The following is a 17,888-nucleotide window of genomic DNA, read 5'->3' as shown; positions in this document are numbered from 1 at the left end:
TTTTTTGACATCGACATCATGAAAGCCATCCATCGCATTATCGACACGGCGCGCCACGCACCGATGCGCATCGTGCTGTGCGAATCGGAAGACGAGCGGGTGCTCGCCGCCGCCGCACGGGCCACGCGCGAGGGCATCGCCCGCATCTTGCTCGTTGGTGACATCGGCAAGACACAACGAGCGGCCGAGGCGGCGCACATCGACCTGGCCGGCATGGAACTGATCGATCCGGCCACGTCGCCGCTGACCGATGCCTTCGCCGAGACCTGGTACGGCATGCGCGCCAAAAAGGGCATGACGCGCGAGCAAGCCGTCGAGGAAATGCGCGCGCCGCTGGGCTTCGCCAACATGATGGTGCGGCTCGGCCACGCCGACGGCTCCGTCGCCGGCGCGGTCAACACCACGGCCGACGTGGTGCGCATGGCGATACAGATCATCGGGGTGCAGCCGTCGTTCCAACTCGTGTCGAGCTTCTTCCTGATGATGCTCTGCGAGCCGTTCCATACGATGAAGGGCGGCCTGATCTTTTCCGACTGCGCCCTGGTCGTCGATCCCGACGCCGCCCAGCTCGCACAGATTGCACTGGCCGCCGCCGACAGTGCCAGCGCCCTGCTCATGGAGCCACCGCGCGTGGCGATGCTGTCGTTCTCGACCAGCGGCAGCGCGAAGCACGCGGCCGTCGACAAGGTGGTCCAGGCGACCCATCTCGTACAAGCGGCGCGGCCGGAACTGGCCATCGATGGCGACGTCCAGCTCGATGCGGCCATCGTCGCCGAAATCGCCCTGCGCAAGGTCGTGCACTCGCAAGTCGAGGGCCATGCCAATACGCTCATCTTCCCGAATCTCGACGCAGGCAATATCGGCTACAAGCTCGCGGAACGCATCGGCGGAGCGAAAGCCATCGGCCCGCTCCTGCAAGGGCTGAACCGGCCGGCCAACGACCTGTCGCGCGGCTGCAGCGCCGACGACATCTATTACGTGATCGGCGTGACCTGCGTGCAGGCGCAGGCCGCCCAGGCAAAGCTCACCGGAACCTCGCCGCTCGCCACCCGGCCATGACGCTTCACGCCATTGCGGCCTACCTGCCGTTGATGCTGTTGCTGGGCTTCGCCACGTATTTCCAGACGGTCACGGGCTTCGGGCTGGGCATGATCGTTCTGGGCGGCGCCAGCGGGTTCGGGCTGGCGCCGGTGGCGAGCGTGGCCATTCTGGTGAGTCTGGTCACGCTAATAAACAGCGCCCTTGCACTGCCGGGCACGCTGCATCACATCGACTGGCGGGCGGTAGGCGCGGCGACCCTGGGCATCCTGCCATCGGTCGTGGTCGGCGTGTTGCTCTTCGATTACCTGAACGGCACCGCGTCGAACGCGCTGCATCTGCTGCTCGGCGCGGTCGTGCTGTACGGAGGTATCGGCTCGGCACTGCGCCCCGCGCCGAAGACCGAGCGCTCCGGCGACACGGGGTTCTTCCTCAGCGGCATCTTCGGCGGATTGCTCAGCGGGATGTTCGGCATTTCCGGGCCTCCGCTGATCTTCTATTTCTATCGCCAGCCGCTCACCCTGGTGCAGATTCGTTGTGCATTGATTCTGTTGTTCGCCGTCACGGCGTCGATCCGCACGCTCTACAGTGCCTTCGCGGGACAGTTGCCCGCGTCGATGATCTGGCAGGCGGTCGTCGCGCTACCGGTCGTGACGTTCGCCACCCTGTTCGCACGCCGTTATCCGCCTCCGCTCTCGAGCGTGACAACGCGGCGTCTCGCCTTTCTCACGTTGATCCTGTTGGGCACCCATTTGATGGTGAGCGCGTTGATGGAAATGGCTTAGGGACGACAACGCGGGCGGCGGTTAACTGTGTGCGCGACGACCACCAGTGCCGATCCAGTCGACGAGTCGCGAGAGCATCGTCATGTCGGGCGGCGACGTCAGGTCCAGCGCCAGCGAGTTCCGGTAATACGGGCTGAGATCGAGACCCACGCCGAGCCCCAGCACTTCCACATCGCCGAGCGCCTGCTGTTGCGCCACGACTTCGCGCAGGTGATGGTCGAGATAGTGGTCGTCGTTGGCCTGGTTGGTGGCGGCGTCCATCGGACTGCCGTCGGAAATCACGATCAGCAGGCGTCGGTTGACGCTGCGCGAGCGCAACCGCTCGCACGCCCACTCGACGGCCTCGCCATCGACGCCCTCGCGGAACAGATCGGCCTTGAACAGCGACGCGATGTCGGACCGGGCACGGCGCCAACTCGTCACGGCGTCCTTGAAGATCAGATGCGAGACTTCGTTCAAACGCCCCGGGAACTTGGGCTTGCCGCGCGCGAGCCAGTCGGTGCGCGCGCGTCCGCCGTTCCATGCGCCGGTGGTGAAACCGAGGATTTCGTTGGTAACGCCCGCCGCATCGAGCGCCCGCGACAGGACGTCGACAATCATCGCAACCGCTTCGATCTGGGCTTTCATCGACCCGGAGCAGTCGATCAGCAAGCTCACCATCGACTCGGCAATCAACGTATGCTTTTCGAGCCGGAACAGCCTCCGCTCGGCAGGCGAGCTGACCAGTTGAGCGAGCCTCCGTCCGTCGATACGCCCGTGCTCTTCGCCGAACGACCAGCCGTCGCGCTGCGGCACCGCCAGCGCCGCCTTGAGCGCGCGCGCAAGCCTCGGCACGTTGATCGCCTGCGCGACGATGCGCTCGTCGAGCCGTTCGCGAAATTCCGTCAGCAGCGCCCGGCGCACGAGCGTACCGGCATACAGCTCACGGTCGTAACGCTGGGTGAACACGCAGTAGCCCTGCGCCGACGCCTTGAGCACGCGGCTATCGCCCGAATGCGCGAGCGTGATGCCGTCGTCCTCCTGATCGTCGATATCGAGAAACAGCGAGAACGCGTTGCGCACACCTTTTTCGTCCTCGTCGTCCTTGGCATCGCCCTCGGTCTGGTCAGCGCCGGCGGCACGAATCAGGCCCGCGATATCGGCGGCCAGCGCGCGCGCGTACGCGGCGAAGGCGGCCTGATCGGCACACGTTCGGCGCATGCCCGCGAGGGCGCCGCCGATCTGTGGAGCGATGGCCATTCGCGTGGCTTCGATGAGACCTTCCGTGTCCTCGATGACCGGATAGCCGGTGAGCCGCGACCAGCCCATCTGGGCGACGGTATAAAGCAGCAGCCCGACATGACTGTCGGCCACGCCAGCGGTGTGCATCGCGCGCGACCAAGCCTCGAAGCGATCGCGCAGATTCTGCGCCACGCCGGGCATGCCCGCCGGGATGAACGTCTCGCAGCGCAACTGCTCCATCAGCTCGAAGAGCAGCCGCTCGAGCGGTGCGTCCGGTTGCAGGCGGCGATGCAACGCCGCATCGCTGTGCCGCAACCGCAGCGCCGCGCCGTCGGCTGCACCGCGCAGCGTCGCCAGCGGATCCGCGGGTGCCGGCAGCGTTTGCAGATGGGGGGCATGCAACGGCAACGGCCGCATGTTCCGGCACAGGCGCGCGCCGCTGTAATGCAGCGCGGCGTCGCCGGTCAGTGCGCGCACCGTCGCGGCGCACAGTGCCTCGCCACGCGCGGCGCGACGTGCCGCCTCGCGCTCGGATATCGTCATGACGCATCGGCCAGCAGCGACCGGCCGCCGTCGTTCGTGGGCAACTCGCAACCGAAGGCGCGCTGATAATACTCGGCCACCACGGCGCGCTCGGCCTCGTCGCACTTGTTCAGGAACGTGAGCTGAAAGGCCAGCCCGGCGTCGCGGAAGATTCCAACGTTCTCCGCCCAGTTGATCACCGTGCGGGGCGACATGAGCGTGGACAGATCGCCCGTCGCGAAGCCCTTGCGCGTGAGTTCCGCCACGCTCACCATCGAGTCGATGAGCGTGCGCCCGTCGCCGTTGTCCAGTTCCGGCACGCGCGCCAGCACGATGCCCGCTTCGTCCTCGCGCGACAGATAGTTGAGCGTCGCCACGACATTCCAACGGTCGATCTGGGCGTGATTGAGCACCTGTGTACCGTGGTAAAGGCCGTTGAGGTTGCCGAGGCCGACGGTGTTCGTCGTGGCAAACATGCGAAAACCTGGGTGCGGATGGATCACGCGATTCTGGTCGAGCAACGTGAACTTGCCGTCGCGCTCCAGAATGCGCTGAATCACGAACATCACGTCGGGACGCCCGGCGTCGTATTCGTCGAAGATCAACGCGACCGGGCGTTGCAGCGCCCACGGCACGATGCCTTCCTGAAACTCCGTGACCTGATGGCCGTCGCGCACAACGATGGCGTCCTTGCCCACCAGGTCGAGACGGCTGATGTGCCCGTCGAGATTCACTCGCACGCACGGCCAGTTCAGCCGCGCCGCCACCTGCTCGATGTGCGTGGATTTACCGGTGCCATGCATGCCCTGCACCATCACGCGCCGGTTGCGCATGAAGCCGGCCAGAATCGCCAGCGTGACGTCGGGGTTGAAGCGGTAAGCCGTGTCGATCTCGGGAACATGGTCATCGCGCTCGCCGAACGCCGGCACCTGCAGATCCGTATCGATGCCGAATACGCTGCGGGCATCGATCAGACGATCCGGTTGTTGGGTTGCGGTCTCCATTACGTCCCTCTCCTGTTCCAAAGCCAATTCGGTGCATCATAACGTTAACCATTTTTAGAAACAATTCGTTCCGAAAAATAAAAATACTGATTGACGACGCCTGATGGCTCATCTACATTTGAACCAACCGAAACGCATCGGAACCCAGCCCATGCCGTTCAATCCGTTCGATGGCCCGTTTGGGTACAATACCGCTGATCCATTTTCCGGAACGGCGCATATGAACGACGCAGCACTTCAGCTCGACTCTCCTGCAGACAACAAGGCGGATACCCCGACCCTGCGGGCGTTTGCGTTGCTCGAATATCTCGTCGCGGCCGACGCACCGGTCTCGCTCGCCGACATGGCGCACGACATCCAGATGCCGAAAGCTTCGCTGCACCGCATGCTCGGCTCACTCGAAGCGGGTGGCCTGGTGATTCGCGAGCCGGGGCAGAAGAACGCCTACGTGATTGGCCCGCGCCTCGCGCAACTGAGCCTGGGCGTGATGATGCAGGCGGGTGCGCGACGCATGCGCCATGCGATTCTTGGCCGTCTCGTGGCCGATCTGGGCGAGACGTGCAACCTCACGATGCTGCACGAGACCGAAGTGCTCTATCTCGACCGCATGGAAGCGCCGTGGCCGCTGCGTCTCGATCTCAAACCGGGGTCGCACGTACCCGCGCACAGCAGTGCGAGCGGCAAGCTGATGCTGGCCATGCTGCCGCGCGAGCAACGCGCCGCCCTCCTGCGCGCCATGAAGCTCCAACGCTTCACGCCGAACACGCTCACTGACCCCGAACTGCTGGAAAGCGAACTCGACCGCATTGCGCACAAGGGCATTGCCGTCGACAACGAAGAGTTCGTGCTGGGCATCGCCTGTGTGGCCGCGCCCGTGCTCAAGGACGACGGCACGTGCATTGCCGCCGTGGCCGTGCATGCCCCGGTCTCGCGCACGTCGCTGTCCAAGGCCATGGAGTTCGTGCCGCGCCTGCAGGAAGCCGCGAAGGAACTCGCCAAGACGTTCTGACACGTCAGACCGCTCTGCGCGGCTCCCGGGCGTCGGCCAGCTTCGCCAACGCTTCCGCCTTGCCGGCCCGCTGCCAGTCGAGCAGCGGTGCGAGCGCCGTCGCGGTCTCGCGCAGCGTGGGCACCAGCGCCAGCAGTTGTTCCAGCGTCACTCTCGCCGTCGGCCCATGCACGGCGAGCACCGCGCGTACGTGGCCGTCATCGAGCGCGCGCACCGGCACGCCCACCGCCACCATGCCGCGCACGAATTCCTCGTTATCGATGCCGATGCCGCGCGCGGCCAGCCGGTCCAGCTCGGCCTCCAACAGGCTCACGTCGGTGATGGTGCGCGGCGTCATGCGTTTGAGCGACAGGCGCGAGAGTACGGCGCGCCGTTCCGCCACCGGCATCTGAGACAGGAACAGCTTGCCGCTCGCCGTGCAATGCAGTGGCACACGCATGCCCGGATGCATCTGCATGCGCAACGGCTCGTTCGTCTCCACCCGTTCGATGTAAAGAATCTCGTCGCCGTCGAGCGCTGTCAGGTTGACGGTCTCGCCGACCCGATCGACCAACGCGCGCAGCAACGAGCGTGCCGCACGTGTGAAGTTGTTGTTCGCCAGCGTGACCAGCGCCAGTCGCGCCGCGCGCGGCCCCAACGACAGACCTCGCTCCGATCCGCGCGAATCGGGCACGTGCGAGACATAGCCGCAGACCTCCAGCGCCTCGATCAGGCGCATGAGGGTGGCCTTCGGAATCGACAGACGCGTGGCGAGCTGCGACAACGTGTAGGGCTGTCCGGCCATCGCCAATCGTTCAATGACGGCCAGCGCACGCAGATTCCGCGCCTCGTCGCTCGCGCGCAACTCCCCCTCCTCCAGCGTGACCGTCTCGCGCATTGCGCCTCCTTGCTCGCCACCAACACAATAAAAGAAACAAAATATACCAATTATTTGACGATCATCCGCTTCGGGATAACCCCGGGGCTGTCTGACAAACCTCGCGGTACCCCAGTCGATCGACGCATCGAGTCCGCGCGCCAACCCCTAGTAAAACCCCGCAGATGCGCTGCAGCAATCGTCTCGTTCTGAGACGCCAAGCGCGAAATCCGTTTCAGTTCTCCGCCGCACGCGGTTTTTTGCTTGGCATTTACGTACGGCTCGCCGACATTGGATCGAAACAATCCGAAACAAATCGTTTCACCCAATTCGAAGCAGATGCGAGGCAGGAGACAAGTGGTATGGAACATGAGGTCGACTATCTGATCGTCGGTGCGGGCTCCGCCGGGTGCGTGCTCGCCAATCGCCTGAGCGCGGACCCGGCAAACCGGGTGCTGCTGCTCGAGGCCGGCGGCCCCGATAGCAATCCGTGGATTCACATCCCGGTTGGATATTTCAAGACGATGCACGACCCCGAACTCGACTGGTGCTATCGCACCGAGGCCGACGCCAACGTGGCCAATCGTCAGATCGACTGGCCGCGCGGCAAGGTGCTGGGGGGCTCCAGTTCGCTCAACGGGCTGCTCTACGTGCGCGGACAGCGCGAAGACTACGATCACTGGGCGGCACTGGGCAATCGCGGCTGGCGCTATGCCGACGTGCTGCCGTACTTCCGCAAATCCGAAGATCAGGAGCACGGTGCCAACGAGTATCACGGCGTGGGCGGCCCGCTGAAGGTGTCCGATCTGCGCCTGCGCCGCCCGATCGCGGAACACTTCATCGCCGCCGCGAACGACACCGGCATCCCATTCAACGCCGATTACAACGGCGCGACGCAGGAAGGCGTCGGTTACTTCCAGCAGACGGCGTTCCGGGGCTTTCGCTGGAGTACGGCGAAGGGCTTTCTGAAGCCGGCGCGCGAGCGTCGCAACCTGGTGGTGGAGACGCGTGCGCAGACCTGCCGCGTGCTGTTCGAAGGCAAGCGTGCGGTAGGTGTCGAGTATCTGCAGAACGGCGAGCGCAAGAAGGCACGCGCGCGCGTCGAGGTCATTCTCGCGGCCGGGGCGATCGGGTCGCCGCAGTTGCTGCAAAACTCGGGGATCGGTCCGACAACGGTGCTGGCGAAGGCCGGTGTCGCGCTACGGCATGCGTTGCCGGGTGTCGGGCGGAACCTGCAAGACCACCTGCAAGTGCGCCTGGTTTTCAAGACCCGCGAGCGCACCCTCAACGACGAGGTCAACAACCCGCTGCGCAAGGCGCTCATCGGTCTGCAATACGCGTTGTTCCGCACGGGGCCGCTCACGCTCGCCGCCAGTCAGGTGACGATCTTCACGCGCTCGCGCCCGGAGCTCACGCGTCCCGACATCCAGTTCCACATGCAGCCGCTCTCGGCCGACAAGCCGGGCAAGGGTGCGCACCGGTTCTCGGCGTTCACTTCGTCGGTGTGCCAATTGCGCCCGTTCAGCCGGGGCAGTGTCGAGATCCGGTCAAACGATCCGCTGCAATACCCGGCGATCCACGCCAACTATTTGTCGGATGAGCGCGACCATCGCGTCGTGATCGACGGCATCAAGGTGGCGCGCCGCATTGCCGCCGCCCCGTCGCTCGCACCGCACATCATCAGCGAGTTCATTCCGGGCGCGCAATATCAGAGCGACGACGAGTTGCTTCAGGCCGCGCGCCAGTTCAGCCAATCGATCTATCACCCGGCGGGCACTTGCCGGATGGGTCACGACCCGATGTCGGTCGTCGACGACCGTCTGCGCGTTCACGGCCTTGCGGCGCTGCGCGTCGTGGACGCGTCGATCATGCCCGAGCTGGTGTCGGGCAACACGAATGCACCGACCATCATGATCGCCGAGAAAGCGGCCGACATGATTCTCGAAGACAGGAAGCAGGCGTCGGGCATGCAGGAGATTCGCGGCAGCGAGGCGCCGCCAGCAGAAGCGGCACGCGTTGCCGTCGTCATTTAGCCAGTCACGTCAGCCCCAACCATTACAAAATTCGGAGACAACCATGAATGCATCGAAGCAGACCGACGCCCGGCAGATGCGCCGTGTCGTCGTCGCCAGCCTTATCGGCGCCACCATCGAGTGGTACGACTTTTTCCTGTACGGCGTTGTCGCCGGCATCGTGTTCAACAAGTTGTACTTTCCCGGCAGCGACCCGCTCGTCTCGACGATGCTCGCCTATGGCACGTTCGCCGTGGGCTTTCTCAGCCGGCCACTGGGCGGCGTGATCTTCGGGCATTTCGGTGACAAGCTCGGCCGCAAGAGCATGCTCGTGATGACACTCACCATCATGGGCATTGCCACGATGCTCATCGGACTGGTGCCGACGTACGCACAAATCGGCCTGTGGGCGCCGGTGTTGCTGCTCGTGCTGCGGGTGCTGCAAGGCATCGGGCTCGGTGGCGAGTGGGGCGGCGCGGTGCTCATGGCATTCGAATATGCGCCCAAGGAGAAGCGCGGCTTCTACGCCAGCCTGCCGCAGGTGGGCCTCGCGCTCGGCCTGTGCCTGGCCTCTGGCGTGGTTGCCCTGCTGTCGTACACCCTCACCACGGCCCAGTTCCTGGCATGGGGCTGGCGCGTAGCGTTCTTCCTCTCGGTGGGGCTGGTGGCCATCGGCATGTACATTCGCCTGAACGTGATGGAGACGCCCGAGTTCACGAAGATCAAGAAGGCCGGCACCGAGATCAAGATGCCGATTGCCGAAGTCCTCATGCGCAGCCCGGGCAATGTACTGGCCGGCATGGGCGCGCGCTTCATCGACGGCGTGTTCTTCAACGTCTTCGGTGTGTTCTCGATCTCCTACCTGACGCAGACGCTCAAGCTGTCGCAGACCGAAGCGCTCACCGGCGTGATGGCCGCCGCGTTCGTGATGATCTTCACCATTCCGTTCTTCGGCAAGCTGTCGGATCGCATCGGTCGCACGCGTATCTACTTCTGGGGCTCGCTCGCAACCGGCCTGTCGTCGTTCGCAGGGTTCTGGCTGATGAAGGCGAGCGGCGGCAATGTGATGCTCGTCTGGCTGTCCATCGTGATTCCGCTGGGCGTGATCTACGCCTCGATTTACGGACCGGAAGCCGCCCTCTTCTCGGAACTGTTCGACGCCAAGGTCCGCTACACCGGTATCTCCTTCGTCTACCAGTTCTCGGGCATCTTCGCGAGCGGCCTGAGCCCGATCATCGCGACCTACCTGTTGCAGAAGAATGGCGGTGAGCCGTGGATGATCTGCATCTACGTACTCTGCGCCGGCCTCATCAGTGCGCTGTCCGCGGCGTGGATCGGCAGCCGCCAGCGCCGCCAGAATGTGTGGCACGGGGCCGGCGTGACCGAGCATTGAAGGGCCAAGCGCCGCCGCGCCGGGACGGACATCCGGCGGCGGCGCGATGCCAGGCGCCCTAACGCCCAGGCCCCAGTTTGGTGCGAAGGCGACGCACGCTGGTGCGATGCGTCGTCTCCCGGGCGAAAAATCGCGGAAAATCAGGGACAATAGCGCCGGCGCCGCCGGGCGCCTTTGAGCACGGTTCTTGCTCATCTATCCTGTACTTAACCCTGCTGCCCCGCGCCCGTCCCTACCATGACCATGATCGATCTCGACGCCCCCGGCTTGCTGCCGCCCCGTTTGACGGCGGCCGAAGACGGCCGGCGCATCGTCATCTACGGCGACTTCACGATTTGCAGCGTCTTCCAGCCGGTTTTCTCGGTCTCGCACCGGCGCGCCATCGGCTACCACGCGTCCCTGCGCGCGCACGACGCGCAAGGTCGCCACATCCCGTCGCACGAAGTCTTTACACTGGCCGCGCGGCATGGCGACATGCTCGAACTGGGCCGACTGGCCGAATCGCTGCATCTGGGCAACTTCCATGAATTCGACGGCCGCGATGCGTGGCTCTTCCTGAGCCTGCACCCCGCCGCCCTGATGGACACTGTCTACGGCGACGCACTCATCGCCACGCTCAAGGCCATCGGCCTGTCGCCGCAACGCGTGGTGCTCGAAGTGCCCGAGCAGGCGGGCGGCGACACCCCGCGTTTCGGCGCCATCGTCGGCAGCCTGCGCAAGGCGGGCTTCCTGATCGCGCTGGGCGGCTTCGGGGCCAAGCATTCGAACATCGACCGGGTGTGGGATCTGCGCCCGGACATCGTGGTGCTCGATCGCGGCATTCTGGCGCAGGCGACCGAGCAATCGCATCTGGCACGCGTACTGCCCGGGCTCGTGTCGCTGTTGCACGAATCGGGACAACTGGTGATGATGGGCGGCCTCGCGACGGATCGCGAAGCGCTCATCGCGCTGGAGTGCAACGTCGACTTCGTGCAGGGGCTGTACTTCGCGGGGCCGGATGTGGACCCCGTGCAGCCGAAGGTCGCGGCCGAGCGCATGGACGCGCTGTCGTCGGCGCTGCGCACGCAACTCGTCGAGCGGGAACGGGCCGAGCATGCGCGGCTTGCGCCGTATGTGGCGGGCATCGAGGCGGCCGCCGCCCACTTGGCTCAGGGGCAAGACCTCAGACACGCGACACACGACCTGCTCGCGCTGCCCGATGCCGCGCGCTGCTTCCTGCTCGATGCCGCCGGACGCCAGATCGGCGACAACGTGCTGCCGCACAACCATTCGTCACAGCGCGCCAAGCGTTTCCGTCCGCTGCTGCATTCGGAGGGGGCGAACTGGGCACGGCGACCTTATTTCATCGATGCCATGCGCGCGCCCGGCGAAGTACACTTCACCTCGCCCTATCTCTCGATCAACGAGGCTCACCTGTGCGTGACCGCCTCCATCGCCACGCCCGCCAAGCAAGGCCTGCATGTGCTCTGCGTCGATATCAACTGGTGACGGCAACCGTTTGAACCTCGCTTGAAATGCCAACGCCCCCGTACATCTTCCGATGCACGGGGGCGTTGTTCATGGCGCGTCGCCGTGATCAGGCGGCGCGTTGCACGCGATAGCGTTCAAGCCAGTGCGCATACGGGGCGGGCAACACCCACGACGGACGCGCCACATCCAGCTCGCGCGCTGCGTAATACGGCCAGTGCGGGTTGGCGAGCAGTGCGCGCCCAATCATCACGAGATCCATCTGGCCGTCGGCCACCACGCGCTGCGCCGCATGCGGGTCGTCGATACTCCACGACGACGCCACGGCAATCCCCGCTTCTTTCTTGACGCGCTCGGCGATCGGCGCGAGGAACGCCGAGCCCCAGGGAATAGTCGCGGTGGGTGTCGAGAAACCAACGCTGACGTTGAGCAGATCGAGACCGCCTTCACGCATCTGCCGCGTGAGGTCAATCGATTCCGCCAGCGTTTCTTCATCGCGGCCGTCGTACTCGAGCACGCCGAAACGTGCCGTGAGCGGCAGATGCTCGGGCCACACCTCGCGCACGGCGGCGAGCGTCTCAAGCAAGAAACGGCTGCGTCCCGCGACGTCGCCGCCGTAGGCGTCGTCGCGATGGTTCGCATGCACCGAGAAGAAGCTCTGCGCCAGATAGCCGTGAGCAAAGTGCAATTCGAGCCATTCGAAGCCCGCCGCCAGCGCACGGCGTGCGGCCGCCACGAAGTCGGCTTTCACGCGTTCGATGTCGTCCAGCGTCATCGCCTTGGGCACTTTGCCAAGATGCGCGCCGAAAGCGACCGCCGACGGCGAGATCGTCGGCCAGCCGCGCGGATCGTCTTCACCGATGTGGTCGTCGCCCTCCCAGGGGCGGTTGGCGCTGGCCTTGCGTCCGGCGTGCGCGATCTGAATGCCGGGCACCGCGCCGTGCGCCTTGATGGCCGAGGCAATGCGCGCCATGCCTTGCGCCTGAGCGTCGTTCCACAGTCCGGTGCATCCCGGGGAGATACGGCCTTCGGGCGAGACGGCGGTCGCCTCGACGATCACCAACCCGGCACCGCCACGCGCCAGTCCGGCGTAATGGGCGAGGTGCCAGTCGTTGATGAGACCGTCGACGGCGCTGTACTGGCACATCGGCGGAATGGCCACACGGTTGCGCAACTTGACGCTTTTCAATTCAAACGGGGAAAACAGGGCGGACATGGGTTTCTCTTGGAGTCAGGGGAGCGGCGCTGACGGACGACATCGGTCGCTGAAGATCATGACGGATGTCGGTGTTTCGCAGCGCCTCGACCGTGGCAGGTCGACCAACGCCATGTTAGTCTCACAACGCTATAATGAAAACTATCCACACATTATCGAATTGATAACAGTTCATTATGGTCAATCCTCAGTGGCTCAAATCGTTCGCCACGCTCGCCGAGCTCGGTAACTTCACGCGCACCGCCGACCGGTTGGGCCTGACGCAGGCGGCCGTGAGCCAGCACGTGAAGCATCTCGAAGCGGAGTTCGGGCCGTTGTTAGTGCGGCGTCCGCGCGCCATCGAACTCACGCCCGCCGGTCAGGCGCTGCTGACCTATTGTCGCGAAGTCGAGTGTGCGGCGCGGCATCTTCGCTCACGGCTGGACGATGCGGACGACGATTGCGGTGAAATCACACTCATCACGCCGGGCAGCATCGGGCTGTACCTGTGTCCGATCCTGCTCGACATGCAGAAGGCCAACCCGACGATGGTCGTGCAGCATCGCTTCGCGCCTGACCGGGAGGTGCTCGAAGGCGTGTTGCAGAATCGTTTCGAGCTAGGCCTGGTGACGTTGCGGCCTGACGATCCACGGCTTGCCGCCACGCCGTTCACGCAGGAGCCGCTCGAACTCGTGGTTCCGGCGGGGGAAGACGTGCACAAATGGGAGGACCTGAAGCGCATCGGGTACATCGATCACCCGGATGGCGAGGCGATGTCGACGCGCTTGTTGAGCCGTCGTTTTCCGGGCAATCCCGGCGTACAGAGCCTGCCGTGCAAGGGGTGCACGAACCAGATCGGCCTGATTCTCGAATATGTTGCGCGGGGGCTGGGGTTCACCATCATTCCGCAATACGCGCGGCAGGCGTTCGCGTCGCAGGCGGCCATTCGCGTGGTGGACTGCGGCCCGCCGGTGGTCGACACGCTATGGCTGATCCATCGCGCCGAGTGGCCGCTGTCGGCGCGCGCGCAGCGGGCGGTGGCGCTGCTGCGCGAACGCGTCGACGCGCCGCGCCCGCGCGCCTTCGGTGGCGAACGGGTGTTATCGCACGCGAACATTTGAGCCACCGGCTCGCTGGACTTGATATTGACGTCCGCGCCTTTCGCGCATGATTGGACAAACCGTCGCCCAATGCGCCGCGCGCACTGTCGATCATTGGCCGGAACAGCCTGCCGCCAGCGATTCGAGTTGCGCAAGCAGCCCCCGCGGGACGCCGATCCCGCCTTGCGAGGCCTCCTGTGCCATTGCATCACGTCGCGCCCCGGGCAATCGCACCGCTTCATCCATCAGCATCAGCGCAATGAGCGTCTCGATCCGCTCCTGATAGGCCTGCGTGCCCGCGAGCGCGGCGGGATCGATCAGCCAGAACAAGTGACCGACCCTTGAGCGCTTGCCCTGCGCAACCAGGAACGAGCCCGCCTCCGCGCCGAACTGCGCCCCCGACAACGCCGCAGCGAGGAGCTCCACCATCAATGCCAACATCGCGCCCTTGGCACCACCGAAAGGGAGCATCATGCCGTCGAGCGCGGCGTGCGCATCGGTGGTCGGGTGCCCCTGCGCATCGGTCGCCCATCCTTCGGGTATCGACTCGCCGCGCTGCGCCGCGACCATGACCTTGCCTCGCGCGACTTGCGACATCGACAGGTCGATCGTCAACGGCGGTGCCTTCGCGCGGGGAAACACCGCGGCAATGGGATTTGTGCCGAACAGCGGCCGTGTGCCGCCCCATGCGGGCATGGCGCCCGGTGCGTTACTGAACGCCAGTGCCACGAGTCCCGCCGCACCCGCAGCTTCAAGATGAAAGGCACCCGCGCCGAAATGATGGCTTCGCATGACGCTGGCCGTCGCCGTGCCGAATTCGCGCGCACGTTCGATACCGGTGCGCATTGCCAGGTCGCACGCGGCAAATGCCAGACCGTCGCAGGCATCGACGAGAAACGCTGCGCCCTTGTCGCGCACGATCGTGGGCTGCGCGGTCGCATCGACGCGGCCATTGCGCAACTGCGCGACATACATCGGCAGACGGGCTACGCCGTGTGACGTAAGACCGCGCTCGTCCGCATATACGAGCGCCTCGGCGGCGGCATCGGCTGTCGCCGGTGTCGCACCCGAGGCGCCCAGCACCCGGCGTACGAGCTGACGCAGGTCAGCCGGCATCACGCTTTGCTTATCGTTCTCGCTCATTGCTTCATGTCCTGCATGGCCTGATGCGGCAACGACTCGACCCGTGGGCTCGAAGGCGCCTCGCGCCCTGCACCCGGTCGGGCGAGAACCGCGCGCGCCGTATCGACATCGAACACACCCTCCCAGCGCGCCACGACAAGCGTCGCGACCGCGTTGCCAATCATGTTCACCAGCGCGCGAACCTCGTTGAGCACGCGGTCAATGCCGATGATCAGCGTGATCCCCGCCACGGGGATGATGTTGTGCGACGACAGGGTTGCCGTGAGCGCCACCAGCGCCGCCCCGGCCACTCCGGCCCCCCCCTTCGACGTGACGAGCAGGATCGCCAGCAGCCCGAGCTGCTGCATCAACGTCAGATGCGTGTTGGTGGCCTGCGCAATGAACAGCGACGTCATCGTCAGATAGATGGCGGCGCCGTCGAGGTTGAATGAATAGCCCGTCGGCAAAACAAGTCCCACGACCGTTTTCGGGCAACCGAGGCGTTCGAGCTTGTCCATCAGGCGTGGCAGCACCGACTCGGTTGTCGACGTGCCGAGCACGATCAACAATTCCTCGCGCAAGTATCGCAACAGCGGCCACAGGCCAACGCCCGCCCAGCGGCATGCGGTTCCCAGCACGATCACCACGAACAGGATGCTCGTCACGTAGAAGCACAGAATCAGCAATCCCAGTTGCTGCAACGCACCGATGCCGTACTTGCCGACCGTGAACGCAATCGCCCCGAAGGCGCCAAGCGGCGCGAGCCGCATGATCATCTCGACGATGCGCATCAACGCGTCGCCGAACTGCTCGATGGCCAGCGAGAGGAATTTGCTGCGATCGGACATGATCGACAGGGCAATGCCGAACAGCACCGAGAACAGCAACACCTGAAGCAGATCGCCGCGGGCGAACGCGCCGACCACGGAGTTCGGCACGATCGCTTCCAGGAAGTTCTTGTGCTCGGCCACGTGGACTTCGGTGACAAAATGCGAGACCGCGCCGGGATCGAGTGTTTTCGGATCGATGTTCAGCCCGGCGCCGGGATGCAGTACGTTGGCCACGACCAGACCGATGACCAGCGCGATAGTGGTGACCACTTCGAAGTACAGAATCGTCTTGAATCCGACGCGTCCGACCTGCTTCAAGTTTTCCATTCGTGCGATGCCGACGGACACCGTGCAGAAAATCAGCAAGGTGATCAACATCTTGATCAGTCGAATGAAGGTATCGCCCAGCGGCTTGAATTGAACGCCGAGAGCGGGCGCGAAATAGCCGACGAGAATGCCGGCTGCCAGGCCGATCAGAACCTGGACATAGAGATGTTTGAGCACGCGCAAGATGGTGTCTCCTCCACTTGCAAACAGACGACATGCGGCACAGGCGCCCGGCTCGCACCGCTCATGGGGCGGTTTGGCGAACCGGTGCGCGCACCGGACGGGGACCTCTGTACTGCTCCTGCATTGACGCCATAAGGCAACGCGCAGCGCCGCACCGGGCGCCGCGCGCGACTGCGGTGCGAATTATGCGCTTTCGAACAGGCGCGTCAGCACGAACTCGCGATGGCCGAGGACTTCGGCAGCCGTCCAGCGACCGTTGGCGGTCGCCAGCATGCACTCGAGAAGCTTGTCGCCGGTCTCGTCGAGGTTCTGCTCCCGCTGCAACAGACCCGAGACGTCCACGTCGATGTGCTCGCCCATGGTGCGAACGGTACGCGGATTTGCGCAGATCTTGATCACGGGAACGATCGCGTTGCCGATCACGTTACCTTGTCCCGTGGGGAAGAAGTGCACCGCGAAGCCCGACGCGGCGCACAGCGTCACCATCTCGGCCGCCGCAGACGACGAATCCATGAACCACAGGCCCGAATGCGTCGGCGCTTCGGCCTTGTCGAGCACGCCGTCGACCATGCACTTCTTGCCGATCTTCTGAATGTTACCGAGGGCTTTTTCCTCGATCGTCGTGAGGCCGCCCGCGATGTTGCCCTTGGTCGGCTGCGACTCGGAGAGGTCGTCCGTCTTCCAGCGATTGATCATGTCCTGGTAACGGTCGAACATGAACTGGAATCGCTCGCGCACGCCGTCATTCGCACAACGCGCGGCGACGATCTGCTCGCCGCCCGTCAGCTCCGAGGTCTCGCCGAACACAAGCGTGTTGCCAAGGCCGTACAGCTTGTCGAACGCATTGCCGACGGTTGGGTTCGCGCCGCAGCCCGACGTCGTATCCGATTCTCCGCACTTGGTCGACACCCACAACTCGCTGATCGGGCACTCCTCGCGCTCGAGCGTGCTCGCGTGGTGCACCATTTCCTTGGCGGCCTTCGACGCGCGCATGATCGTGTCGTGATCACCGTGCAGCTCGATGCCAAAGCCCATCACCGGCTTGCCCGACTTCGCAATGCCGTCGACCACGCGCTTGGTCCAGCCCTCTTCGATCCCGATGACGATCACCGCGGCAACGTTCGGATTGCTGCCCGCGCCGATGAGCGTTCGGAAGTGCAAATCCAGATCCGCGCCAAATTGCAGCCGGCCGTAGGGGTGCGGAATCGCCATGGTGCCCTTGATCGCGGATTCCACGGCCATCGCGGCGGCATTGGACAGATCGTCCACGGGAAGAATGATGACGTGGTTGCGCACGCCGACGCGGCCGTTCTCACGGCGATAGCCACGGAAAGTGGTGTCCAGTTGAATCACGCTCATGATGTCTCTCTCGATGTGGGGTAGGGGAAGCTCGGGGCCGACGTGCCGATCACCAGCGCTTCGTTTTGATGTTGTGAACGTGCGCGTGTTCGCCCGCACTGATCGGCGACACCACCTTCCCGATATCCACGCCGTACTTGAACACCGTATCGCCGACCTGCATGTCCTTGAGCGCGACCTTGTGACCGATGGGAATGTCCTGCTTGGCCGGGAACGTGACGATCTCGTCCTCGTCCATGATCCAGGCGTTCAACTGCGCTCCCGCCTTGATGCCCTCCACCACCGCGACCCCCACCGTGTCCTTCGCCTCGTGCAAGACGATGTGAATGGTCTTGCGCTCACCCGCTTTCGCCTTCGTCGCCTCGCCCACGCCCGCTGCTGCCTGACTCATGTCTGCCTCCTGGTTGACGATGTTGAGCGCCCTCCTGTCCCGATGGCGCCCGCCGTTGGAACCGATAGTAGGCG

General features: G+C 64.7%; 15 protein-coding genes. 7 read left to right on the top strand and 8 right to left on the bottom strand.

All coding sequences use genetic code 11. The annotated features are described in order from the left end of the window. Window positions 1-18 precede the first annotated feature (18 nt). A complete protein-coding gene (gene pta, locus PCE31106_RS03320; RefSeq protein WP_150562373.1) occupies window positions 19-1,059 on the top strand; it encodes a phosphate acetyltransferase in 1,041 nt (346 codons plus the stop codon). Further along, window positions 1,056-1,823, top strand: a complete 768-nt coding sequence (locus tag PCE31106_RS03315; RefSeq protein WP_150562372.1) for a sulfite exporter TauE/SafE family protein — start codon at window positions 1,056-1,058, stop codon at window positions 1,821-1,823. The genes pta and PCE31106_RS03315 overlap by 4 nt, the downstream gene beginning before the upstream one ends. Before the next feature lie 21 nt (window positions 1,824-1,844). Here the strand turns inward: PCE31106_RS03315 and PCE31106_RS03310 are convergent, their stop codons facing one another. Together PCE31106_RS03310 and PCE31106_RS03305 are read right to left on the bottom strand one after the other, a co-directional pair. Next, a complete protein-coding gene (locus tag PCE31106_RS03310) occupies window positions 1,845-3,587 on the bottom strand; it encodes a cobaltochelatase CobT-related protein (RefSeq protein WP_150562371.1) in 1,743 nt (580 codons plus the stop codon). Beyond that, entirely contained in the window at window positions 3,584-4,570 is a 987-nt protein-coding gene (locus PCE31106_RS03305) for an AAA family ATPase (protein ID WP_150562370.1), read from the bottom strand. The genes PCE31106_RS03310 and PCE31106_RS03305 overlap by 4 nt, the downstream gene beginning before the upstream one ends. A 220-nt stretch (window positions 4,571-4,790) precedes the next feature. Here PCE31106_RS03305 and PCE31106_RS03300 point away from each other — a divergent pair, with 220 nt between their 5' ends. Continuing rightward, window positions 4,791-5,579, top strand: coding sequence for an IclR family transcriptional regulator (locus PCE31106_RS03300; protein ID WP_130024881.1), 789 nt, complete (start codon window positions 4,791-4,793; stop codon window positions 5,577-5,579). 4 nt (window positions 5,580-5,583) lie between these two features. Here the strand turns inward: PCE31106_RS03300 and PCE31106_RS03295 are convergent, their stop codons facing one another. Continuing rightward, window positions 5,584-6,456, bottom strand: coding sequence for an IclR family transcriptional regulator (locus PCE31106_RS03295; RefSeq protein ID WP_150562369.1), 873 nt, complete (start codon window positions 6,454-6,456; stop codon window positions 5,584-5,586). 341 nt (window positions 6,457-6,797) lie between these two features. Here PCE31106_RS03295 and PCE31106_RS03290 point away from each other — a divergent pair, with 341 nt between their 5' ends. From PCE31106_RS03290 to PCE31106_RS03280, 3 genes are all read left to right on the top strand, one after another. Continuing rightward, window positions 6,798-8,468 carry a GMC family oxidoreductase gene (locus tag PCE31106_RS03290; protein ID WP_150562368.1) on the top strand — a complete coding sequence of 557 codons (1,671 nt, stop codon included), beginning with the start codon at window positions 6,798-6,800 and terminating at the stop codon, window positions 8,466-8,468. A 43-nt stretch (window positions 8,469-8,511) separates the two neighbouring features. After that, a complete protein-coding gene (locus tag PCE31106_RS03285; protein WP_130024879.1) occupies window positions 8,512-9,840 on the top strand; it encodes an MFS transporter in 1,329 nt (442 codons plus the stop codon). Window positions 9,841-10,077: 237 nt separating this feature from the next. Next, a complete protein-coding gene (locus PCE31106_RS03280; RefSeq protein WP_017231497.1) occupies window positions 10,078-11,328 on the top strand; it encodes an EAL domain-containing protein in 1,251 nt (416 codons plus the stop codon). Between the two features lie 88 nt (window positions 11,329-11,416). Here the strand turns inward: PCE31106_RS03280 and PCE31106_RS03275 are convergent, their stop codons facing one another. Next, window positions 11,417-12,523, bottom strand: coding sequence for an NADH:flavin oxidoreductase/NADH oxidase (locus PCE31106_RS03275; protein WP_150562367.1), 1,107 nt, complete (start codon window positions 12,521-12,523; stop codon window positions 11,417-11,419). A 176-nt stretch (window positions 12,524-12,699) separates the two neighbouring features. On the opposite strand from PCE31106_RS03275, the gene PCE31106_RS03270 reads away from it, so the two are divergent. Beyond that, complete coding sequence (locus tag PCE31106_RS03270) at window positions 12,700-13,623, top strand: LysR family transcriptional regulator (RefSeq protein ID WP_150562366.1); 924 nt, start codon at window positions 12,700-12,702, stop codon at window positions 13,621-13,623. A gap of 90 nt (window positions 13,624-13,713) precedes the next feature. Here the strand turns inward: PCE31106_RS03270 and PCE31106_RS03265 are convergent, their stop codons facing one another. From PCE31106_RS03265 to PCE31106_RS03250, 4 genes are all read right to left on the bottom strand, one after another. Further along, the gene (locus PCE31106_RS03265; protein WP_150562365.1) at window positions 13,714-14,745 is read right to left on the bottom strand and encodes an Ldh family oxidoreductase; all 1,032 of its coding nucleotides are present in this window, start codon (window positions 14,743-14,745) and stop codon (window positions 13,714-13,716) included. Further along, complete coding sequence (dctA, locus tag PCE31106_RS03260; RefSeq protein ID WP_150562364.1) at window positions 14,742-16,064, bottom strand: C4-dicarboxylate transporter DctA; 1,323 nt, start codon at window positions 16,062-16,064, stop codon at window positions 14,742-14,744. The genes PCE31106_RS03265 and dctA overlap by 4 nt, the downstream gene beginning before the upstream one ends. Window positions 16,065-16,247: 183 nt before the next feature. Continuing rightward, window positions 16,248-17,423: a UxaA family hydrolase gene (locus tag PCE31106_RS03255; RefSeq protein ID WP_150562363.1), complete on the bottom strand. Its 1,176-nt coding sequence runs from the start codon at window positions 17,421-17,423 to the stop codon at window positions 16,248-16,250. Between the two features lie 49 nt (window positions 17,424-17,472). Beyond that, the gene (locus PCE31106_RS03250; RefSeq protein ID WP_217425891.1) at window positions 17,473-17,814 is read right to left on the bottom strand and encodes a UxaA family hydrolase; all 342 of its coding nucleotides are present in this window, start codon (window positions 17,812-17,814) and stop codon (window positions 17,473-17,475) included. Window positions 17,815-17,888 lie beyond the last annotated feature (74 nt).

It is taken from the genome of Pandoraea cepalis (assembly GCF_902459665.1).
Taxonomy (GTDB): Bacteria; Pseudomonadota; Gammaproteobacteria; order Burkholderiales; family Burkholderiaceae; genus Pandoraea; species Pandoraea cepalis.
The sequence above is the reverse complement of the archived record's forward strand: the minus strand, read 5'-3'. Positions and strand labels throughout refer to the sequence as shown.

What these genes read in the sequence shown, in the direction of transcription:
- PCE31106_RS03315 (WP_150562372.1), top strand. Translation starts at nt 1,056, where the DNA reads ATGACGCTTCACGCCATTGCGGCCTACCTGCCGTTGATGCTGTTGCTG.
- PCE31106_RS03285 (WP_130024879.1), top strand. Translation starts at nt 8,512, where the DNA reads ATGAATGCATCGAAGCAGACCGACGCCCGGCAGATGCGCCGTGTCGTC.
- PCE31106_RS03280 (WP_017231497.1), top strand. Translation starts at nt 10,078, where the DNA reads ATGACCATGATCGATCTCGACGCCCCCGGCTTGCTGCCGCCCCGTTTG.
- pta (WP_150562373.1), top strand. Translation starts at nt 19, where the DNA reads ATGAAAGCCATCCATCGCATTATCGACACGGCGCGCCACGCACCGATG.
- PCE31106_RS03250 (WP_217425891.1), bottom strand. Translation starts at nt 17,814, where the DNA reads ATGAGTCAGGCAGCAGCGGGCGTGGGCGAGGCGACGAAGGCGAAAGCG.
- PCE31106_RS03310 (WP_150562371.1), bottom strand. Translation starts at nt 3,587, where the DNA reads ATGACGATATCCGAGCGCGAGGCGGCACGTCGCGCCGCGCGTGGCGAG.
- PCE31106_RS03305 (WP_150562370.1), bottom strand. Translation starts at nt 4,570, where the DNA reads ATGGAGACCGCAACCCAACAACCGGATCGTCTGATCGATGCCCGCAGC.
- PCE31106_RS03265 (WP_150562365.1), bottom strand. Translation starts at nt 14,745, where the DNA reads ATGAGCGAGAACGATAAGCAAAGCGTGATGCCGGCTGACCTGCGTCAG.
- PCE31106_RS03290 (WP_150562368.1), top strand. Translation starts at nt 6,798, where the DNA reads ATGGAACATGAGGTCGACTATCTGATCGTCGGTGCGGGCTCCGCCGGG.
- PCE31106_RS03255 (WP_150562363.1), bottom strand. Translation starts at nt 17,423, where the DNA reads ATGAGCGTGATTCAACTGGACACCACTTTCCGTGGCTATCGCCGTGAG.
- PCE31106_RS03300 (WP_130024881.1), top strand. Translation starts at nt 4,791, where the DNA reads ATGAACGACGCAGCACTTCAGCTCGACTCTCCTGCAGACAACAAGGCG.
- PCE31106_RS03275 (WP_150562367.1), bottom strand. Translation starts at nt 12,523, where the DNA reads ATGTCCGCCCTGTTTTCCCCGTTTGAATTGAAAAGCGTCAAGTTGCGC.
- PCE31106_RS03295 (WP_150562369.1), bottom strand. Translation starts at nt 6,456, where the DNA reads ATGCGCGAGACGGTCACGCTGGAGGAGGGGGAGTTGCGCGCGAGCGAC.
- PCE31106_RS03270 (WP_150562366.1), top strand. Translation starts at nt 12,700, where the DNA reads ATGGTCAATCCTCAGTGGCTCAAATCGTTCGCCACGCTCGCCGAGCTC.